Here is a 14,452-nt window from a genome sequence, read left to right as displayed (position 1 = left end):
TGAAATCGCCCGGATTATCCGGGCGATTTTTTTATTTGAAAGAAAGTCTTTTATATTTTTTAAAGAATTTTTTGTAAAGGAGATTTTAAAAAATAGTTATTCTTTTTAGGTTTCGTATTCTTAATATTAAAAAACCGTTTAAGCACCTAAGTGGTTAAACGGTTTAATAAAAATTTATAATATAGATTATTTAAAGCTTAAATTATTCAAAATCTTCAAAATCAAACTTCTGTCCACCTACAGATACTTCGGCCATTAATCCTTCTTTTGGCAAGGTGAATACGGCAACGCCCTCCGTGTAAGTAACATCAAATGAAGGTGCGCTTTGGTTTGCGGCAATTGCCGAAAGATTTGATCCAAATTTAAAATTATCATTCATAAAATCTTGAACTGCTTTATCTGTCTTCAAGAATATAACTTCGCTAAATGCTTTTCCACCTATCTGCGCTCCCACATCTACTTGTTTCATATTTGCCATTCCCACTAGAACGCCGCGTTCATAAACTGCTCCGTTACCAGAGGCGGCCCCAATTATTAAGGCTCCTTTTCCGACATTTGGAAATATAACATATGCCTTTGCATCATCAAAGTAACTTTGCAGTTTTGGATTTGCTTTTAGAAAAGCGACTTTCGCTGTTTCAGCATCTTTAATTACTTTTTTATCATCTGCATTTTGTGCAAAAAGCGAAATACTGAAAAATAGCATCGCCATCATTAAAAAATTCTTAGTTTTCATAATATGTGTTTTTTTGTTAGGGTTTAAAGATACCTTATATATAAAGTGACCCGGGTTAAAACACTGTTAGATAATTTATAAGAATTTGCCAATTTTTAAAAAACAACTTTTTCAGAAAGAATTTTAAGTTACCCGAAAAAATTACTTAAGGTCTTTTTTTACCAAAAGATAAAAATCATTATCCAGGAGAAGGTAACCTTGATCATATAAATAGAAATAGGTGGAGCCAGATTTGGTGGTATAAATACTTGTGAAATAATCAAAACTAAAACCCATTCGCACGAGCTTTTCTTTAGTAGTTTTTGTTTTGTCTTCAGAATTTAAAGTTTCAAGTATGCGATAGTTTTTTCGAAGCCGATTGTTAATGTTTCGAACCAAATTTTTATTATCCTTATTGAGTGAATTGTTATGTGTATTGCGGCATGCGTCGCTGCAGAATTTTTTATCAGCACGGCCTATTATTTTATCACCACATTCCGGGCAAGTTCTTTCCATATTTAAAGATAGAATTTTTTTCCGAAAAGATAAACTGTCAAAAGATGTTTGAAAAGCTCAAAAAAGTTTTTAGTATTTTTTTTCTGAAGTAGTTTTTTCCTTTATATGAAATCTATAAATAGCTTCAAATTTTAAAAAAACTCCGCCGTTTAATGAAGGATTCAATTGCGTGCGGTCATCACCAAAACTAAATGCTGAAACACCTAAATCAATTTTTTCGCCTTCGGCATACATTTCATAATTATTGCTGGAATAACCAAATTTTGCTCGTAGCAAAACACTTTCTTCTAATGTATTGAACTGTAAATAGCCAGCAAATTCCAATGAGCTGAGGTCTGCATATAACTTAGGCAGATTTTCATAATGAACATTAAAACTGCGGCCAATGCCAAAATAATCGACACCAACAGTTGTAACTCCCAATTTGTAGCTAACGTCTGCTGAAATAGGTAAGCTCATATCCATTTCAAACCGCTTGTTTGGGCTTAAATAGTACCAACCCAATATTGGAGTTGTAAAAAAACCAAAAGCTTCTTGTGTGGCATAAATACCAAAGCGGTATTTTAGATTTTCGTTTTTCTTCAATTTTAAAAGTGCGAAACCACCTAAATAAAAATCATCGCTGGAAATATTTTTATAATCGGAAGCAATCTTCGGAAGTAAGACAATTGTTGTGCTCCATTTTTCAGACCAAGTTGATGCCAAGCCTAATTTAAGATTTGTACTGTAAAGGCTAGTGTATTCAGCTTCCGGGAAAAGTTGGAGATTATTACTGCTGAAATCTGCACCCGTAATTAACGCCTGATTTTCGTTTATAACAATTGGAAATGTTAATCCAGCTTCAAACGATTTTACATTAGTGCTACTGTCAACAGCTTCAAAATTATTGTTTAAAGTTTGTCCGTAGCCAATTCGAAAAATATCTACATATTCCTGTGCAGAAATAAAAAAAGGAATAAGTAGAATTAGAAGTAGAAGTTTTTTCAAGTTACTTAAAGATGTTTAGTGAGAGATCGTTATTCAAATGTAAACCAAGCTTCCATTTTATTATCTGCTATTTCGTTTTGATGAAAAAATTCATTGCTATGGGAGTTGTATTTGTAATCTTTGCTCCATTCTGAAAAATTTTCTGCCAGTTGTTTTATGGAATCACATACATATTTTATTTCCTCATTTGTAGTTGTTGGGTGTATGGACATTCGTATCCAGCCTGGTTTGTGGGTAAGATTTCCTTGGTCAATCTCACAAGTAACACGGTTTGAAGTTTCCTGATCTACGTGAAGTAAATAATGTCCATAGGTTCCGGCGCAAGAACATCCGCCACGAGTTTGGATTCCAAAACGATCGTTGAGCAATTTCACCCCCAGATTGAAATGCAGATCGTCAATATAAAAACTGATTACCGCTAATCTATTTTGCGTTTTTGGAGCTAAAATTTTAAGATTCGGAATGCCACTTAGTTTTTCAAAAACAATATCCAAAAGCTCGTGTTCACGTTTCAAAATATTTTTAATACCCATTTTTTCCTTTAAACGAATGGAAAGAGCCGTGCGGATAGTTTGAAGAAAACCAGGTGTCCCACCGTCCTCTCGGGTTTCAATATCATCTATATATTTATGGTTTCCCCATGGGTTTGTCCAGGAAACGGTTCCCCCTCCAGGATTGTCTGGAATGGTATTTTTATATAAATTATTGTTGAAAATAAGCACGCCACTAGAACCCGGCCCGCCCAAAAATTTATGGGGCGAAAAGAAAATTGCGTCCAAATGAGCCTCTTCGTCTTCGGGGTGCATATTTATAGAAATATAGGGTGCCGAGCAAGCAAAATCTACAAAGCAAAGGCCGCCGTTTTGGTGCATCAATTTTGCAATTTCGTGATAAGGAGTTTGGATTCCCGTTACGTTTGAACAACCTGTAACTGCTGCAATTTTTATGGGATGGTCTTTATATTTTTCAACAGTTTCGGCAAATGTTTTCATGCAGACCAAAACTTCATCATTTGGTGGAATTACAATAACTTCTGCAATGGTTTCCAACCACGAGGTTTGGTTGCTATGATGCTCCATGTGGGTAACAAAAACCACTGGTCTTATTTCATCAGGAATATTAGTGTATGGTTTTATGTTTTCGGGGATTTTAAGTCCTAAAATACGTTGAAACTTGTTTATCACGCCCGTCATTCCACTTTCACAGGTAATGAGCACGTCGTGATCGTTCGCATTTACGTGTTTTTTGATGATTTTTCGGGCTTCGTGATACGCTTTGGTCATCGCAGTTCCTGTTACTGAAGTTTCAGTATGAGTGTTTGCTACAAATGGCCCAAAATCCTTGAGCATTTTTTCTTCAATAGGCGCATACAAGCGGCCACTTGCCGTCCAATCGGTATAAATTATTTTTTTTCGTCCGAAAGGTGAATCAAATTCTTGGTTTATACCCACGATATTATTTCGGAAAGGTTCGAAATACTTTTCCAAAACGGTGGGCTTTACTTTTTCTTCCGAAGAGATCATCATTTATGTTTTAAAATCATTTAAAATTAATCAATAGTGCTTAAAGCAAGTAATTTATATCCTTATTTTTTAAAAGCGCCAACTCCTTTTTGAAGCCATCCATAATATTCCTCGACATCTGGTGTATAACCAACTGGATCAATTAGATTTTCTTCATTGTGGCCCATCAAAACATAAAAGGGTTGCGAATTGGTTTTATACTTGATGGTTTGTAACTCGCTCCATTTTTGACCGATATATTTAAGTTTTTTACCAGGTTTTAATTGTGATTCAACAATTTCGTCATCTTCAAGTTTACGTTTGTCGTCAACATATAGTGATATAAGTACTACTTCGTTTTTCAATATATTCAATACCTTGTCATCTACCCAAACGTTCTGCTCCATTTTTCGGCAATTAACACAGGCCCAACCCGTAAAATCAATCATTACTGGTTTACCTACTGTTTTTGCATATGCAAGACCCTTGTCATAATCGTTAAATGCTAAAATTTGATGGGGTGCTAATAGATGTGCACCTTCGGGTACCTCTTGGTGTTCATTCGCAACAATCCCTCCTCCAACTTTGGAATTACCAACACCATAAGGCGATTCTGCGTAATCTAAAGGCGGCGGGAAAGCACTAATTAGGTTTAAGGGCGCACCCCAAAGTCCAGGAATCATATAAACAGTAAATGCTAGTACCAGTAGCCCAAGGCTAAGTCGTCCAACCGAAATATGTGTTAATGGCGAATCATGTGGCAACTTGATTTTTCCGAAGAGATAGAGCGCCAGAGCCCCAAAAATGGCAATCCAAATAGCGAGGAAAACCTCACGTTCCAACAAGTGCATCTGCAGCACAAGATCTGCATTTGAAAGAAATTTAAATGCCAAGGCTAGTTCTAAAAAGCCCAATACTACTTTTACAGTGTTTAACCAACCTCCAGATTTTGGCAACGAATTCATCCATCCTGGAAAGGCTGCAAATAATGCGAAAGGTAATGCTATAGCTAAAGAAAATCCAAACATCCCAACAATAGGTCCTACTTGACTTCCACCAGCCGCTGCTTGAACCAATAGCGTTCCAACAATAGGCCCAGTACACGAAAACGATACAATAGCCAAAGCAAGAGCCATAAAAAAGATACCTATTAAACCGCCTCTGTCAGCTTGCGAGTCCACTTTGTTAGCCCATGAATTAGGAAGCATAATTTCGAAAGCTCCTAAAAAGGAAACTGCAAATACAATTAACAAAACAAAGAAGATAAGATTAAACCAAACATTGGTTGACAGGGCATTTAGTGCTTGCGGCCCAAATATTAAACTTACTAGAATACCTAATAATACATAAATAATGATTATTGAAGCACCATAAATAATAGCGTTTTTAATACCCTTTGCTTTTGTTTTACTTTGCTTCGTAAAAAAACTTACGGTCATAGGTATCATTGGGAATACGCAAGGTGTAAGCAATGCCGCAAATCCTGAAAGAAAGGCAAAGAAAAAGATGGTCCAAAGTCCTTTTTCATCTTGTTTTTGGTTTTGTTCAACAGCTGAAAGTGTTTTTTCTGAGGAAGCTTGAAGGGTGTCTTTTACAACTTCAGTTTTTACAGTATCAACCGTTGCATTGTTTTCAACCTTTTCAGTAGTAGGTTCGACGGTTTCAGAATTATCTGTGTTTTCAGAAGTTACTGCCGCTTCTTTACTTTTTTCGGGAGTGGGAATTTTAAAAATCAGATCAATATAACTTGGAGGTAAACATCGGGTATCGTCACAAACCATAAATTCTACTTCACCTTTTACCGTGGTGCCTTTATCTCCAGTTAATTTAATACGTTGGGTAAAAGTTGCACTGTTTTCAAAAAAGGTAATTACCATATCGAATACAGGATCGTGAACGGTATGGCCTTTGCTTTCTTTTGCTTTTCCAATTAATTTGTATGCACTGTTTTCTTCAAAAGTAAGATTTGTTGGTAATGGTCCATTGTCCGGAACTACCTGCGAATACAAGTGCCATTTATCTTCAATAGATGCTTTTGAAATTAAATCGTATTCAGTCTCCGATATTTTTTTTATGCTCGTGGACCACTTTACGGGATCAAGAATCTGAGATTGAACGGAAGCAAGAGAAACTGTGGCGAGGAGGAGGAAAAGATATATTTTTTTCATCTTAATTTAATATTTGATAAATAGGAAGATGTAATGCCCTATCTATTTATCATTAATTAGGTTGTTATTAGTTAATGGGCATTTCATTAGGGAATAATATTATATAAAATCTTTTAATGACATCAAATTTGAGGGAAAAAATGCAGTATTCAAAATAATGATGACGTTTTGGGAAAAAACCTTCAAAATAATTAAAAATTACGATGAAGATTGATTGTGTATTGGAGATATAAAGTTGTATAAATTAATATAATTTTTATACTAAAAACGCAAATTTAACCGCATTAGAGTAGACCAAATTATAATAAAAGTATGGTTTTAGTGTTACTATCTGAAATGGTGCTATATTCGCCGAAAATTTAAAAAATTATTAATTATGAAATTAACTAAATTAATTTTTCTATTTGTCCTTTCAATTGCAGCTATTAGCTGTAGCAAAGATGATGATAACCCTACCCCACCTTATACTTTATCTAGTTCTAATTTCGTGGGTACTTACAACCTAAATTTTTTCGAAGAGAAAGTTATTGAAACTGTTACATTCGCCAATGGAACTACTTCTACTTCTACTAGTGTGAATTTGGGAAGTATATTTACACAAACCAAATATGTATTTAGTGCTGATGGAAGTTTTACGTCGTCCGGAAATTATGTAACCACATTAACTACAGTACAAGCAGACGGAACTACAGTGCAAAATGATCCTATAAGTCTTTCCTTAAACAATTCTGGAAATTACAGTTTAAATGTAGCAAGTGGTATAGTTATATTAAATTACACGGGTGGTTCAAATAATGGTTCTACGGATATTTTCGCAATTTCGAATTATACTGAAAGTTCGATGAGTTTACTTTCTGAAATCGAAGTTACCTCTGGTAATAGTAGAACCGTTACTACCAAAGAATTAAAATTTACGAGATAATTTCTAAATATTTCATGTTTTACTAACGCCACCAATTTTTTGGTGGCGTTTTTTAATTTAAAACTTAAAGACTCCAAAGTTAATGCCTTCTTTTTTTTCTTCAAAAAACCTTACTTTTGCAACCTTTATTACAACACCCACATTATGAGCAAAAAATTTAAAGAATACAAAGGGCTAGACCTCCCTAAATTGGCGGGAGAAGTACTCGATTTCTGGAAAGAAGAAAACATCTTTGAACAGAGTATTTCCATTCGCGAAGGAGCACAGCCGTTCGTTTTTTTTGAAGGACCACCGTCAGCAAACGGTCTTCCCGGAATCCATCACGTAATGGCGCGTGCCATAAAGGATATTTTTTGTCGCTATAAAACCCAAAAAGGATTTAAGGTAGATAGAAAAGCAGGATGGGATACGCACGGTTTGCCTATAGAACTAGGTGTGGAAAAAGAGCTCGGTATAACGAAAGAGGATATTGGCAAAAAGATTTCAGTAGAAGACTATAACGCCGCCTGTAAAAAGGCTGTAATGCGCTACACCGATGTATGGAATAAAGTAACTGAAAGTTATGGATATTGGGTGGATATGAGCGATCCTTACATTACCTATGAGCCCAAATATATGGAGACAGTTTGGTGGTTGCTGAAGGAAATCTACAACAAGAATTTATTATATAAAGGCTACACAATTCAGCCGTATTCACCAAAAGCAGGAACAGGATTAAGCTCGCACGAATTAAATCAACCCGGAACATATCAAGATATTACAGATACTACCGTTGTTGCTCAATTTAAGGCAATGGCTGAAACCTTGCCAGATTTTCTTGGGGAAGAATCAAACAATATTTGGTTCCTTGCTTGGACCACAACTCCTTGGACGCTTCCGAGCAATACTGCTTTAACGGTAGGCGCTAAGATTGATTATGTATTGGTAAAAACATTCAACCAATACACTTTTCAACCCATAAATGTGGTGCTAGCAAAGAAGCTGGTTGCGAGTCAATTTGCAAAAAATTATGAGGAAAAGCCAAATGAAGACGTATTAGAGGCTTATAAACAGGGCGACAAAGTGATTCCATATTACATTGTGAAGGAATTTAAAGGCGCAGATTTGTTAGGAATTCGTTATGAGCAGTTGTTGGATTACGTACATCCTTTTGAAAATCCAGAAAATGCTTTTAGAATAATTGCGGGCGATTTTGTGACTACGGAAGATGGAACTGGAATAGTTCACACAGCGCCAACTTTTGGGGCAGATGATGCCAAAGTTGCAAAAGAAGCGGTGCCGGAAATTCCGCCTATGCTTGTAAAAGATGAAAACGGCAATTTGGTTCCACTTGTGGATCTGCAAGGAAAGTTTCGTACAGAAATGAAAGAGCTTGCCGGCAAGTATGTCAAGAATGAGTATTATGAAGATTCTGAAGTCCCCGAAAAATCGGTAGATGTAGAAATTGCTATAAAACTGAAGACCGAAAATAAAGCTTTTAAAGTTGAAAAATATTTGCACAGCTACCCCAATTGCTGGCGTACCGACAAACCAATTTTATACTATCCGTTGGATTCGTGGTTTATAAAAGTTACGAATTTTCGAGATAGAATGTTCGAATTGAACAAAGAAATAAACTGGAAACCTAAATCAACTGGTGAAGGCCGTTTTGGTAATTGGCTTGCAAATGCTAACGACTGGAACCTTTCGCGTTCTCGCTATTGGGGAATTCCGTTGCCAATTTGGAGAACGGAGGATGGAAAAGAAGAAATCATAATTGGTTCTGTGGAAGAACTGAAAGCCGAAATGCAAAAAGCCGTTTCTGCAGGATTGATGCAGAAAGACATTTTTGAAGATTTCAAAATAGGAGATCTTTCGGAAGAAAACTATGCTAAAATCGATCTTCATAAAAACATTGTTGACGAAATAATCCTTATTTCCGCAAGCGGAAAACCAATGAAGCGCGAAGCAGATTTGATAGACGTTTGGTTCGACAGCGGAAGCATGCCGTATGCGCAGTGGCACTATCCTTTTGAAAACAAAGAAAAGGTTGAAGATACTTGGCGCAAAGCAGATTTTATTGCAGAAGGTGTAGATCAAACTCGTGGGTGGTTTTACACATTGCATGCAATTGCAACCATGATTTTTGACGATGTAGCCTATAAAAACGTAGTTTCAAACGGACTTGTTTTAGACAAAAACGGTCAGAAAATGAGCAAGCGTCTGGGCAATGCCGTGGATCCTTTTGAAACCTTGGACGTTTTTGGCCCCGATGCTACACGTTGGTACATGATAAGTAATGCCAACCCGTGGGACAACCTTAAATTTGATCAAGACGGAATATCGGAAGTGCGCAATAAATTCTTTGGAACACTTTACAATACCTATAGTTTCTTTAGCCTTTACGCCAATCTAGATAATTTTCAGTATCTTGAAAAAGACCTGCCACTGGAAAAGCGTCCAGAAATTGACCGTTGGATTCTTTCAGAATTGCATACGCTTATCCAAAAAGTGGATGATTATTACGCAGATTATGAACCAACGAAAGCAACGCGCGCTATTTCAGAATTTGTTCAGGAAAATTTAAGCAACTGGTTTGTGCGCTTAAGCAGAAGAAGATTCTGGAAGGGAAGCTATAAAGAAGATAAAATCTCGGCTTACCAAACGCTGTATACCTGTTTGGAAACCGTTGCAAAATTAGGAGCTCCCGTAGCGCCATTCTTTATGGACAGGCTTTACATAGATTTAACGCAGGGCACAGCTAAAGATAAAAAAGCATCAGTACATTTGACCGATTTTCCAAAAGCGGATGTTTCCTTCATTGATAAAAAGTTAGAGCACAAGATGCAGAAGGCGCAGACAATATCGTCATTGGTGCTTTCGTTAAGACAAAGAGAGAAGATAAAAGTGCGCCAACCACTTCAAAAAATAATGATTCCGGTTTTGGAAGATTCCGAAAAAGAAGAAATTCTTGCGGTTTCAGATCTAATTAAAAGCGAAGTGAACGTAAAGGAAATTGAACTGATTGACGAAGGTTCTGGAATGTTGGTAAAACAGATAAAACCAGATTTTAAAGCTCTCGGGCCTCGTTTCGGAAAAGACATGAAAGCAGTGGCAGCAGTCATTTCAGACTTCGACCAAAAACAAATAGCAGCGCTTGAAAAAGATGGGGAAATAACTGTTTTTATTAATGAAAAAAATACTACTTTGGCGCTCGATGACGTAATCATAAGTTCACAGGATATTGAGGGATGGTTGGTTGCAAATGCAGATGGAGTTACTGTTGCACTTGATGTTACGATAACCCCCGATTTGAAAAATGAAGGTATCTCTCGAGAACTGGTTAACAGAATTCAAAATTTACGAAAAGATAATGGGTTTGAAGTAACAGACCGAATTGAGGTAATACTTCAGGATAACGAGAAGCTAAAGGAAGCGGTAGACCAAAACCTACAGTATATCAAAGAAGAAACATTAACAGAGGTTTTACAATTTCAACCCCAAATTGTTAATGGAACAGATATTGCGTTTGACGAAATTGAAACACGTATAAGCATTAAAAAACACTAGACATGACAGATACAGAAAAAACCAGATATTCAGATGCTGAGCTGGAAGAATTCAGAACACTTCTGAATGATAAAATAAAGAAAGCAACGGAACAGTTGGAGTTGATCCAGAGTTCATATAAAAATGACAGTAATAACGGTACGGATGATACTTCACCCACGTTCAAAGCCTTTGATGAAGGAAGTGAAGTAATGAGTAAAGAAGCAAATTCGCAACTTGCCATTCGTCAAGAGAAGTTTATTCGCGACCTTAAAAATGCTTTAGTGCGCATTGAAAACAAAACGTACGGTGTTTGTCGAGTAACTGGAAAACTTATCAATAAAGAGCGCTTAAAACTTGTGCCACACGCTACTTTGAGTATTGAAGCAAAGAATTTGCAGAAATAGCATTTCATTTACTTACCCAAAAGAAGTATTAAAAATTTAGCCCCTTTCTTTTGATGGGGCTTTTTTTATGTTGAAAACAGCATTTATATTTTTATTTTTTGGAATCACATTTTGTAACGCACAAAAAGTGATTCAAAAAGAATTTTCTGCGGAAGGGATTCACACGTTGTCTATTAATGATGATGCTATTTATAAAATTACAATTCAATCTTCTGAAGAATCCACTATTAAAGTTTCGACACATATTTCGGGCGAACATGCGGAAAGCATAATTGTTGAAGAAAAAATTACGAATGGAAAACTTTCATTGAAAACAGGATTTGTGCCTTTTTTCTCTTTGGAAAACGACAAACTGGCCGCACATAAAGTAATGGCTGTGGAAGTGAAATTAATTATCCCTAAAGAAGTTTCTGTTGAAATAAAATCAAAATTAGCTTCAGTTTATGCAATTGGGCCTTATAAAAATCTTGCTATTTCTATAGAAAATGCAAATTGTGATTTGCGTAATTTTTCTGGAAACGCACATCTTAAAACTGTGAATGGCAATATAACAGTTTATGCTAATAATACTGTTTCGGGAAAGGCTATTTCAAAGTATGGAATGGTTGAAAATGAACTTTCTTCAGGAGGAAAATTCCTTATAGAGGCAGAAACTATCAATGGCAGTATTTCGCTGCTACAAACCAAATAATATTGCTATTTTTGCATCGCTCTCGGAAGCCTTTGCGATGGAGAGCCTTCGCTAAACAATGCGTTAGCGAAAGTAAGCCTATAAACTTATGAGCCTAAAAAAAGCTACTCTAATTATTATTCTGGTCTTATTGATTGACCAAATTTCAAAATTTTATATTAAAACACATTTCTTTTTAGGTGAAGAAATCCGCGTTTTAGATTGGTTCCGAATCCTTTTTGTTGAAAATGAAGGGATGGCCTGGGGCGCAAAAATTCCTGGTCAATACGGAAAACTTATTTTAACCCTTTTCAGAATTGTTGCCATAGGTGGAATTGGCTATTGGTTGTGGGATTCCGTTCGCAAGAATTTACCGGGTATTTTAATTTTTTGTGTCGCATTAATTTTTGCGGGCGCGTTGGGTAATATTATTGATTCTGTATTTTATGGAATTATTTTTAACGACAGTCACCATCAAGTAGCTACATTTTTTCCTGAGGCTGGAGGTTATGGAACGCTTTTTCATGGAAAAGTTGTAGATATGCTTTATTTTCCATTGTATGGCGGTACTTTACCAGAATGGTTTCCTTTTTGGGGTGGTGAATATTTCACCTTCTTTGATCCCGTTTTCAATATTGCAGATTCTTCTATTAGTGTTGGGGTGATTTTATTATTGATTTTCAATAAAAAGGCATTTCCAAAGAAAGAGATTTCAGAATAATAGGTTCAACTTATTGGCGCAAGTAAATCAAAAGGATAAAAGGGTAAATTTCTCAAGACCCAATAAAGGATTGCCAATCCGAAATACCCAAAAATAAATAGGTTGCTATAGAAAAGCATAAACCGATAACGGGTGCCAAAAATCCAGTTGGTGACCGTAATTCCCAAACCGTAAACCAAAATGGGCAAGGTCAAAACCATTAATGGATTGAACCTAAAAGCTCCCACAATATTCCCGTGCAATAAGAGATGGATTGCACGCTGGGAGCCACAGCCGGGACAATAAAGACCCGTGGCATAATGAAAAGGGCAAGGAATGAAATAAGAATTATGGGAAGGGTTGAAAGAATAGTATATAATGAAAAAGCCCCCAAGCAGACAAGTTATGAGGGCTATTTTTAAAAGTTTAGTAGTTTCCAAAGGCTAAAGCACCAGCAAATACAACAAAATACAAAATCCAAAAAAGGATATATAAAACAGGGCCAATAATTGCTCCCCAAATCGCCCATTTTTTGGCATCATCGGCAGCTTTTTGAGCGCCAATGGTATCGCCTTGGTCCCAAAGCTCTTTTACTCTTGTTGCTTTAATTATTGATACAATGCCCAAAGGTAGGCAACATAAAACGGTACATAGAATTGCCCATATAAGATTGTTATCTGGAGGCACTCCCATTGGTTGATTGGTTGTTTCCATTTTTTAATTAATTGGTTAGTAATTATTTAAACTATATAAAGATAATAGGTTATTTTGGAAAGTGAATATTTTTTTGTGGAGTAACACAAAAATCCAGAGGCACATCTGTGGTTTCAAAAAATATTTCTGGCTCTGGTTCAAAAATGGAAAGTCCTATGAATACTGCTTTAGGATTACATTTTGCTAAAAATCTATCATAAAAACCTTTTCCATAACCAATGCGATGTCCTTTTTGGTCATAAGCCAAAAGCGGAACAAAAATTACATCAAGCATTTCTGGCGCAATTTCAATCCCAGAAATGGGTTCTGGAATTCCAAATTCCGAAGTTTTAAAAACCGTATTTTCTTGCAATAAAAAATGCTTCATTTCGCCCGAAATGAAATCTGTTTTTGAAACCACGATGCTCTTGTCTTTTCCTTGTAAAATGTGCATCAAATATTCGGTATTCACTTCTTTTTTTGCTGAAATTGGAAGAAAAATATGATAATATGTTTCCCCCCAAATAGGTAGTTTTAGAGCTCGATTTGCAATATGGAGGCTCATTTCCTCAATGGAATCTATCGAAAGATTTTTGCGGAGGTTTTTGTATTTTGATCGAAGCACTTCTTTTTCCATCGCTTTAATCTTCCATTTCTTCTGCTTCGTTATTTGCAGTATTTGACGTTGAAATATGAAATATGGCATCACCTTGATTCACTATGGGCGATTGGTTCACATTAATTATATATCCTGTATTTGGTGAAGTAACCTTGAATCGCATTTTTCCGTACGGGTCTGTAATCGTTGCTAAAAATTCACCTTTTTCAACATGTTTATTGCAGTCAATTTTTACGTGAAGTAAGCCACTCCGGTGGGCTCGAATCCATTTACTTTTTTCAATAATAACGGTTTTTGTAAGAGGGTCTGGCGCAACATGTCTGTTGCTTAACATATTTAAGTGGTCAAGAACACGTAATATGCCATCAACGCCTTCTTTTGCAATATGTTTATTGCTTTCGCGGCTTTTTCCCCCCTCAAAAAGCAAAACGGGAATACCCATTTTCTGACAGGTATTTCTATATGACTTTTCTATCGTATTTGAATAGACTGTAAATGGAGCATTAAAAACTTTTGCAAGCTCCAGCAGTTTTTCATCGCCTGCCTTTATGCGAATTTGCGCGGCGTTAAAACGGCTGGCTCCACCTGTATGAAAATCGAGGCAATAATCAGCGTGAGGTAAAACTTTTTTGGTGAAATGATACGCAACTCGGCTAGCCAATGAACCTGACTTGGTTCCTGGAAAAACCCTGTTTAGATCGCGTCCATCCGGAAAAGAGCGGTCTCCATTTAAAAATCCAAAAACGTTAAGTATGGGAATGCAAATAATTGTTCCCCGTTTTGGTTTGTTTAATTTTCGAGCTATAAGCTGCCGAACTATTTCAACACCGTTAATTTCATCGCCGTGAATGGCAGCAGTAATTAAAACCGTTGGACCCGGTATTTTGGAGCGTTCAATAATTATAGGAATTTCAACTTTGGTAGAAGTGTAAAGTTTTGCAATGCTGAAATCGATCGTGCGGCTTTCTCCTAAACCGATTCGTTCGTTTAAAATTACAATATCACGTTCCTCTTTTTTGGCCATA

The 14,452-nt window shown here is 36.2% G+C and carries 14 protein-coding genes; 5 read left to right on the top strand and 9 right to left on the bottom strand.

Annotation, left to right across the window (positions count from 1 at the left end):
• Positions 1–202 precede the first annotated feature (202 nt).
• The 5 genes from AEQU1_RS01500 to AEQU1_RS01480 all read right to left on the bottom strand — a co-directional run bounded on the left by AEQU1_RS01500 (position 203) and on the right by AEQU1_RS01480 (position 5,888).
• On the bottom strand, positions 203–736 hold the full coding sequence (locus AEQU1_RS01500) for a YSC84-related protein (protein ID WP_111878226.1): 534 nt from the start codon (positions 734–736) through the stop codon (positions 203–205).
• A 141-nt stretch (positions 737–877) separates the two neighbouring features.
• Entirely contained in the window at positions 878–1,231 is a 354-nt protein-coding gene (locus AEQU1_RS01495) for a hypothetical protein (RefSeq protein ID WP_111878224.1), read from the bottom strand.
• A 69-nt stretch (positions 1,232–1,300) separates the two neighbouring features.
• Positions 1,301–2,218: a DUF6268 family outer membrane beta-barrel protein gene (locus tag AEQU1_RS01490; RefSeq protein WP_111878223.1), complete on the bottom strand. Its 918-nt coding sequence runs from the start codon at positions 2,216–2,218 to the stop codon at positions 1,301–1,303.
• A gap of 29 nt (positions 2,219–2,247) precedes the next feature.
• Positions 2,248–3,741, bottom strand: coding sequence for an aminotransferase class V-fold PLP-dependent enzyme (locus AEQU1_RS01485; RefSeq protein ID WP_111878221.1), 1,494 nt, complete (start codon positions 3,739–3,741; stop codon positions 2,248–2,250).
• A gap of 62 nt (positions 3,742–3,803) precedes the next feature.
• Positions 3,804–5,888 carry a cytochrome c biogenesis protein CcdA gene (locus AEQU1_RS01480; RefSeq protein WP_111878219.1) on the bottom strand — a complete coding sequence of 695 codons (2,085 nt, stop codon included), beginning with the start codon at positions 5,886–5,888 and terminating at the stop codon, positions 3,804–3,806.
• A gap of 376 nt (positions 5,889–6,264) precedes the next feature.
• On the opposite strand from AEQU1_RS01480, the gene AEQU1_RS01475 reads away from it, so the two are divergent.
• The 5 genes from AEQU1_RS01475 to AEQU1_RS01455 all read left to right on the top strand — a co-directional run bounded on the left by AEQU1_RS01475 (position 6,265) and on the right by AEQU1_RS01455 (position 12,136).
• On the top strand, positions 6,265–6,810 hold the full coding sequence (locus AEQU1_RS01475) for a hypothetical protein (RefSeq protein ID WP_111878218.1): 546 nt from the start codon (positions 6,265–6,267) through the stop codon (positions 6,808–6,810).
• Between the two features lie 144 nt (positions 6,811–6,954).
• Positions 6,955–10,359: an isoleucine--tRNA ligase gene (gene ileS, locus AEQU1_RS01470; RefSeq protein WP_111878216.1), complete on the top strand. Its 3,405-nt coding sequence runs from the start codon at positions 6,955–6,957 to the stop codon at positions 10,357–10,359.
• 2 nt (positions 10,360–10,361) lie between these two features.
• Positions 10,362–10,745, top strand: coding sequence for a TraR/DksA C4-type zinc finger protein (locus tag AEQU1_RS01465; protein WP_111878215.1), 384 nt, complete (start codon positions 10,362–10,364; stop codon positions 10,743–10,745).
• A gap of 127 nt (positions 10,746–10,872) precedes the next feature.
• Positions 10,873–11,436 carry a hypothetical protein gene (locus AEQU1_RS01460; RefSeq protein WP_146743700.1) on the top strand — a complete coding sequence of 188 codons (564 nt, stop codon included), beginning with the start codon at positions 10,873–10,875 and terminating at the stop codon, positions 11,434–11,436.
• 88 nt (positions 11,437–11,524) lie between these two features.
• Positions 11,525–12,136 carry a lipoprotein signal peptidase gene (locus AEQU1_RS01455; RefSeq protein ID WP_111878211.1) on the top strand — a complete coding sequence of 204 codons (612 nt, stop codon included), beginning with the start codon at positions 11,525–11,527 and terminating at the stop codon, positions 12,134–12,136.
• Positions 12,137–12,141: 5 nt separating this feature from the next.
• On the opposite strand, the gene AEQU1_RS01450 is transcribed toward AEQU1_RS01455, so the two are convergent.
• From AEQU1_RS01450 to AEQU1_RS01435, 4 genes are read right to left on the bottom strand one after another with little or no spacing between them, the layout of a single operon-like run.
• Positions 12,142–12,555: a DUF2752 domain-containing protein gene (locus AEQU1_RS01450; protein ID WP_111878210.1), complete on the bottom strand. Its 414-nt coding sequence runs from the start codon at positions 12,553–12,555 to the stop codon at positions 12,142–12,144.
• Positions 12,542–12,829 carry a CD225/dispanin family protein gene (locus AEQU1_RS01445; RefSeq protein ID WP_111878208.1) on the bottom strand — a complete coding sequence of 96 codons (288 nt, stop codon included), beginning with the start codon at positions 12,827–12,829 and terminating at the stop codon, positions 12,542–12,544. Before AEQU1_RS01445 ends, AEQU1_RS01450 begins: the two co-directional genes overlap by 14 nt.
• 49 nt (positions 12,830–12,878) lie before the next feature.
• The gene (locus tag AEQU1_RS01440) at positions 12,879–13,445 is read right to left on the bottom strand and encodes a 5-formyltetrahydrofolate cyclo-ligase (RefSeq protein ID WP_111878207.1); all 567 of its coding nucleotides are present in this window, start codon (positions 13,443–13,445) and stop codon (positions 12,879–12,881) included.
• Positions 13,446–13,449: 4 nt separating this feature from the next.
• Positions 13,450–14,451 carry a succinylglutamate desuccinylase/aspartoacylase family protein gene (locus tag AEQU1_RS01435; protein ID WP_111878205.1) on the bottom strand — a complete coding sequence of 334 codons (1,002 nt, stop codon included), beginning with the start codon at positions 14,449–14,451 and terminating at the stop codon, positions 13,450–13,452.
• Position 14,452 lies beyond the last annotated feature (1 nt).

Origin of the sequence: Aequorivita sp. CIP111184 (assembly GCF_900489465.1) — a bacterium.
Taxonomy (GTDB): Bacteria; Bacteroidota; Bacteroidia; order Flavobacteriales; family Flavobacteriaceae; genus Aequorivita.
The sequence above is the reverse complement of the archived record's forward strand: the minus strand, read 5'-3'. Positions and strand labels throughout refer to the sequence as shown.

Coding starts and splice junctions, on each gene's coding strand:
- AEQU1_RS01440 (WP_111878207.1), bottom strand. CDS start 13,445: ATGGAAAAAGAAGTGCTTCGATCAAAATACAAAAACCTCCGCAAAAAT.
- AEQU1_RS01475 (WP_111878218.1), top strand. CDS start 6,265: ATGAAATTAACTAAATTAATTTTTCTATTTGTCCTTTCAATTGCAGCT.
- AEQU1_RS01480 (WP_111878219.1), bottom strand. CDS start 5,888: ATGAAAAAAATATATCTTTTCCTCCTCCTCGCCACAGTTTCTCTTGCT.
- AEQU1_RS01455 (WP_111878211.1), top strand. CDS start 11,525: ATGAGCCTAAAAAAAGCTACTCTAATTATTATTCTGGTCTTATTGATT.
- AEQU1_RS01445 (WP_111878208.1), bottom strand. CDS start 12,829: ATGGAAACAACCAATCAACCAATGGGAGTGCCTCCAGATAACAATCTT.
- AEQU1_RS01485 (WP_111878221.1), bottom strand. CDS start 3,741: ATGATCTCTTCGGAAGAAAAAGTAAAGCCCACCGTTTTGGAAAAGTAT.
- ileS (WP_111878216.1), top strand. CDS start 6,955: ATGAGCAAAAAATTTAAAGAATACAAAGGGCTAGACCTCCCTAAATTG.
- AEQU1_RS01435 (WP_111878205.1), bottom strand. CDS start 14,451: ATGGCCAAAAAAGAGGAACGTGATATTGTAATTTTAAACGAACGAATC.
- AEQU1_RS01500 (WP_111878226.1), bottom strand. CDS start 736: ATGAAAACTAAGAATTTTTTAATGATGGCGATGCTATTTTTCAGTATT.
- AEQU1_RS01465 (WP_111878215.1), top strand. CDS start 10,362: ATGACAGATACAGAAAAAACCAGATATTCAGATGCTGAGCTGGAAGAA.
- AEQU1_RS01495 (WP_111878224.1), bottom strand. CDS start 1,231: ATGGAAAGAACTTGCCCGGAATGTGGTGATAAAATAATAGGCCGTGCT.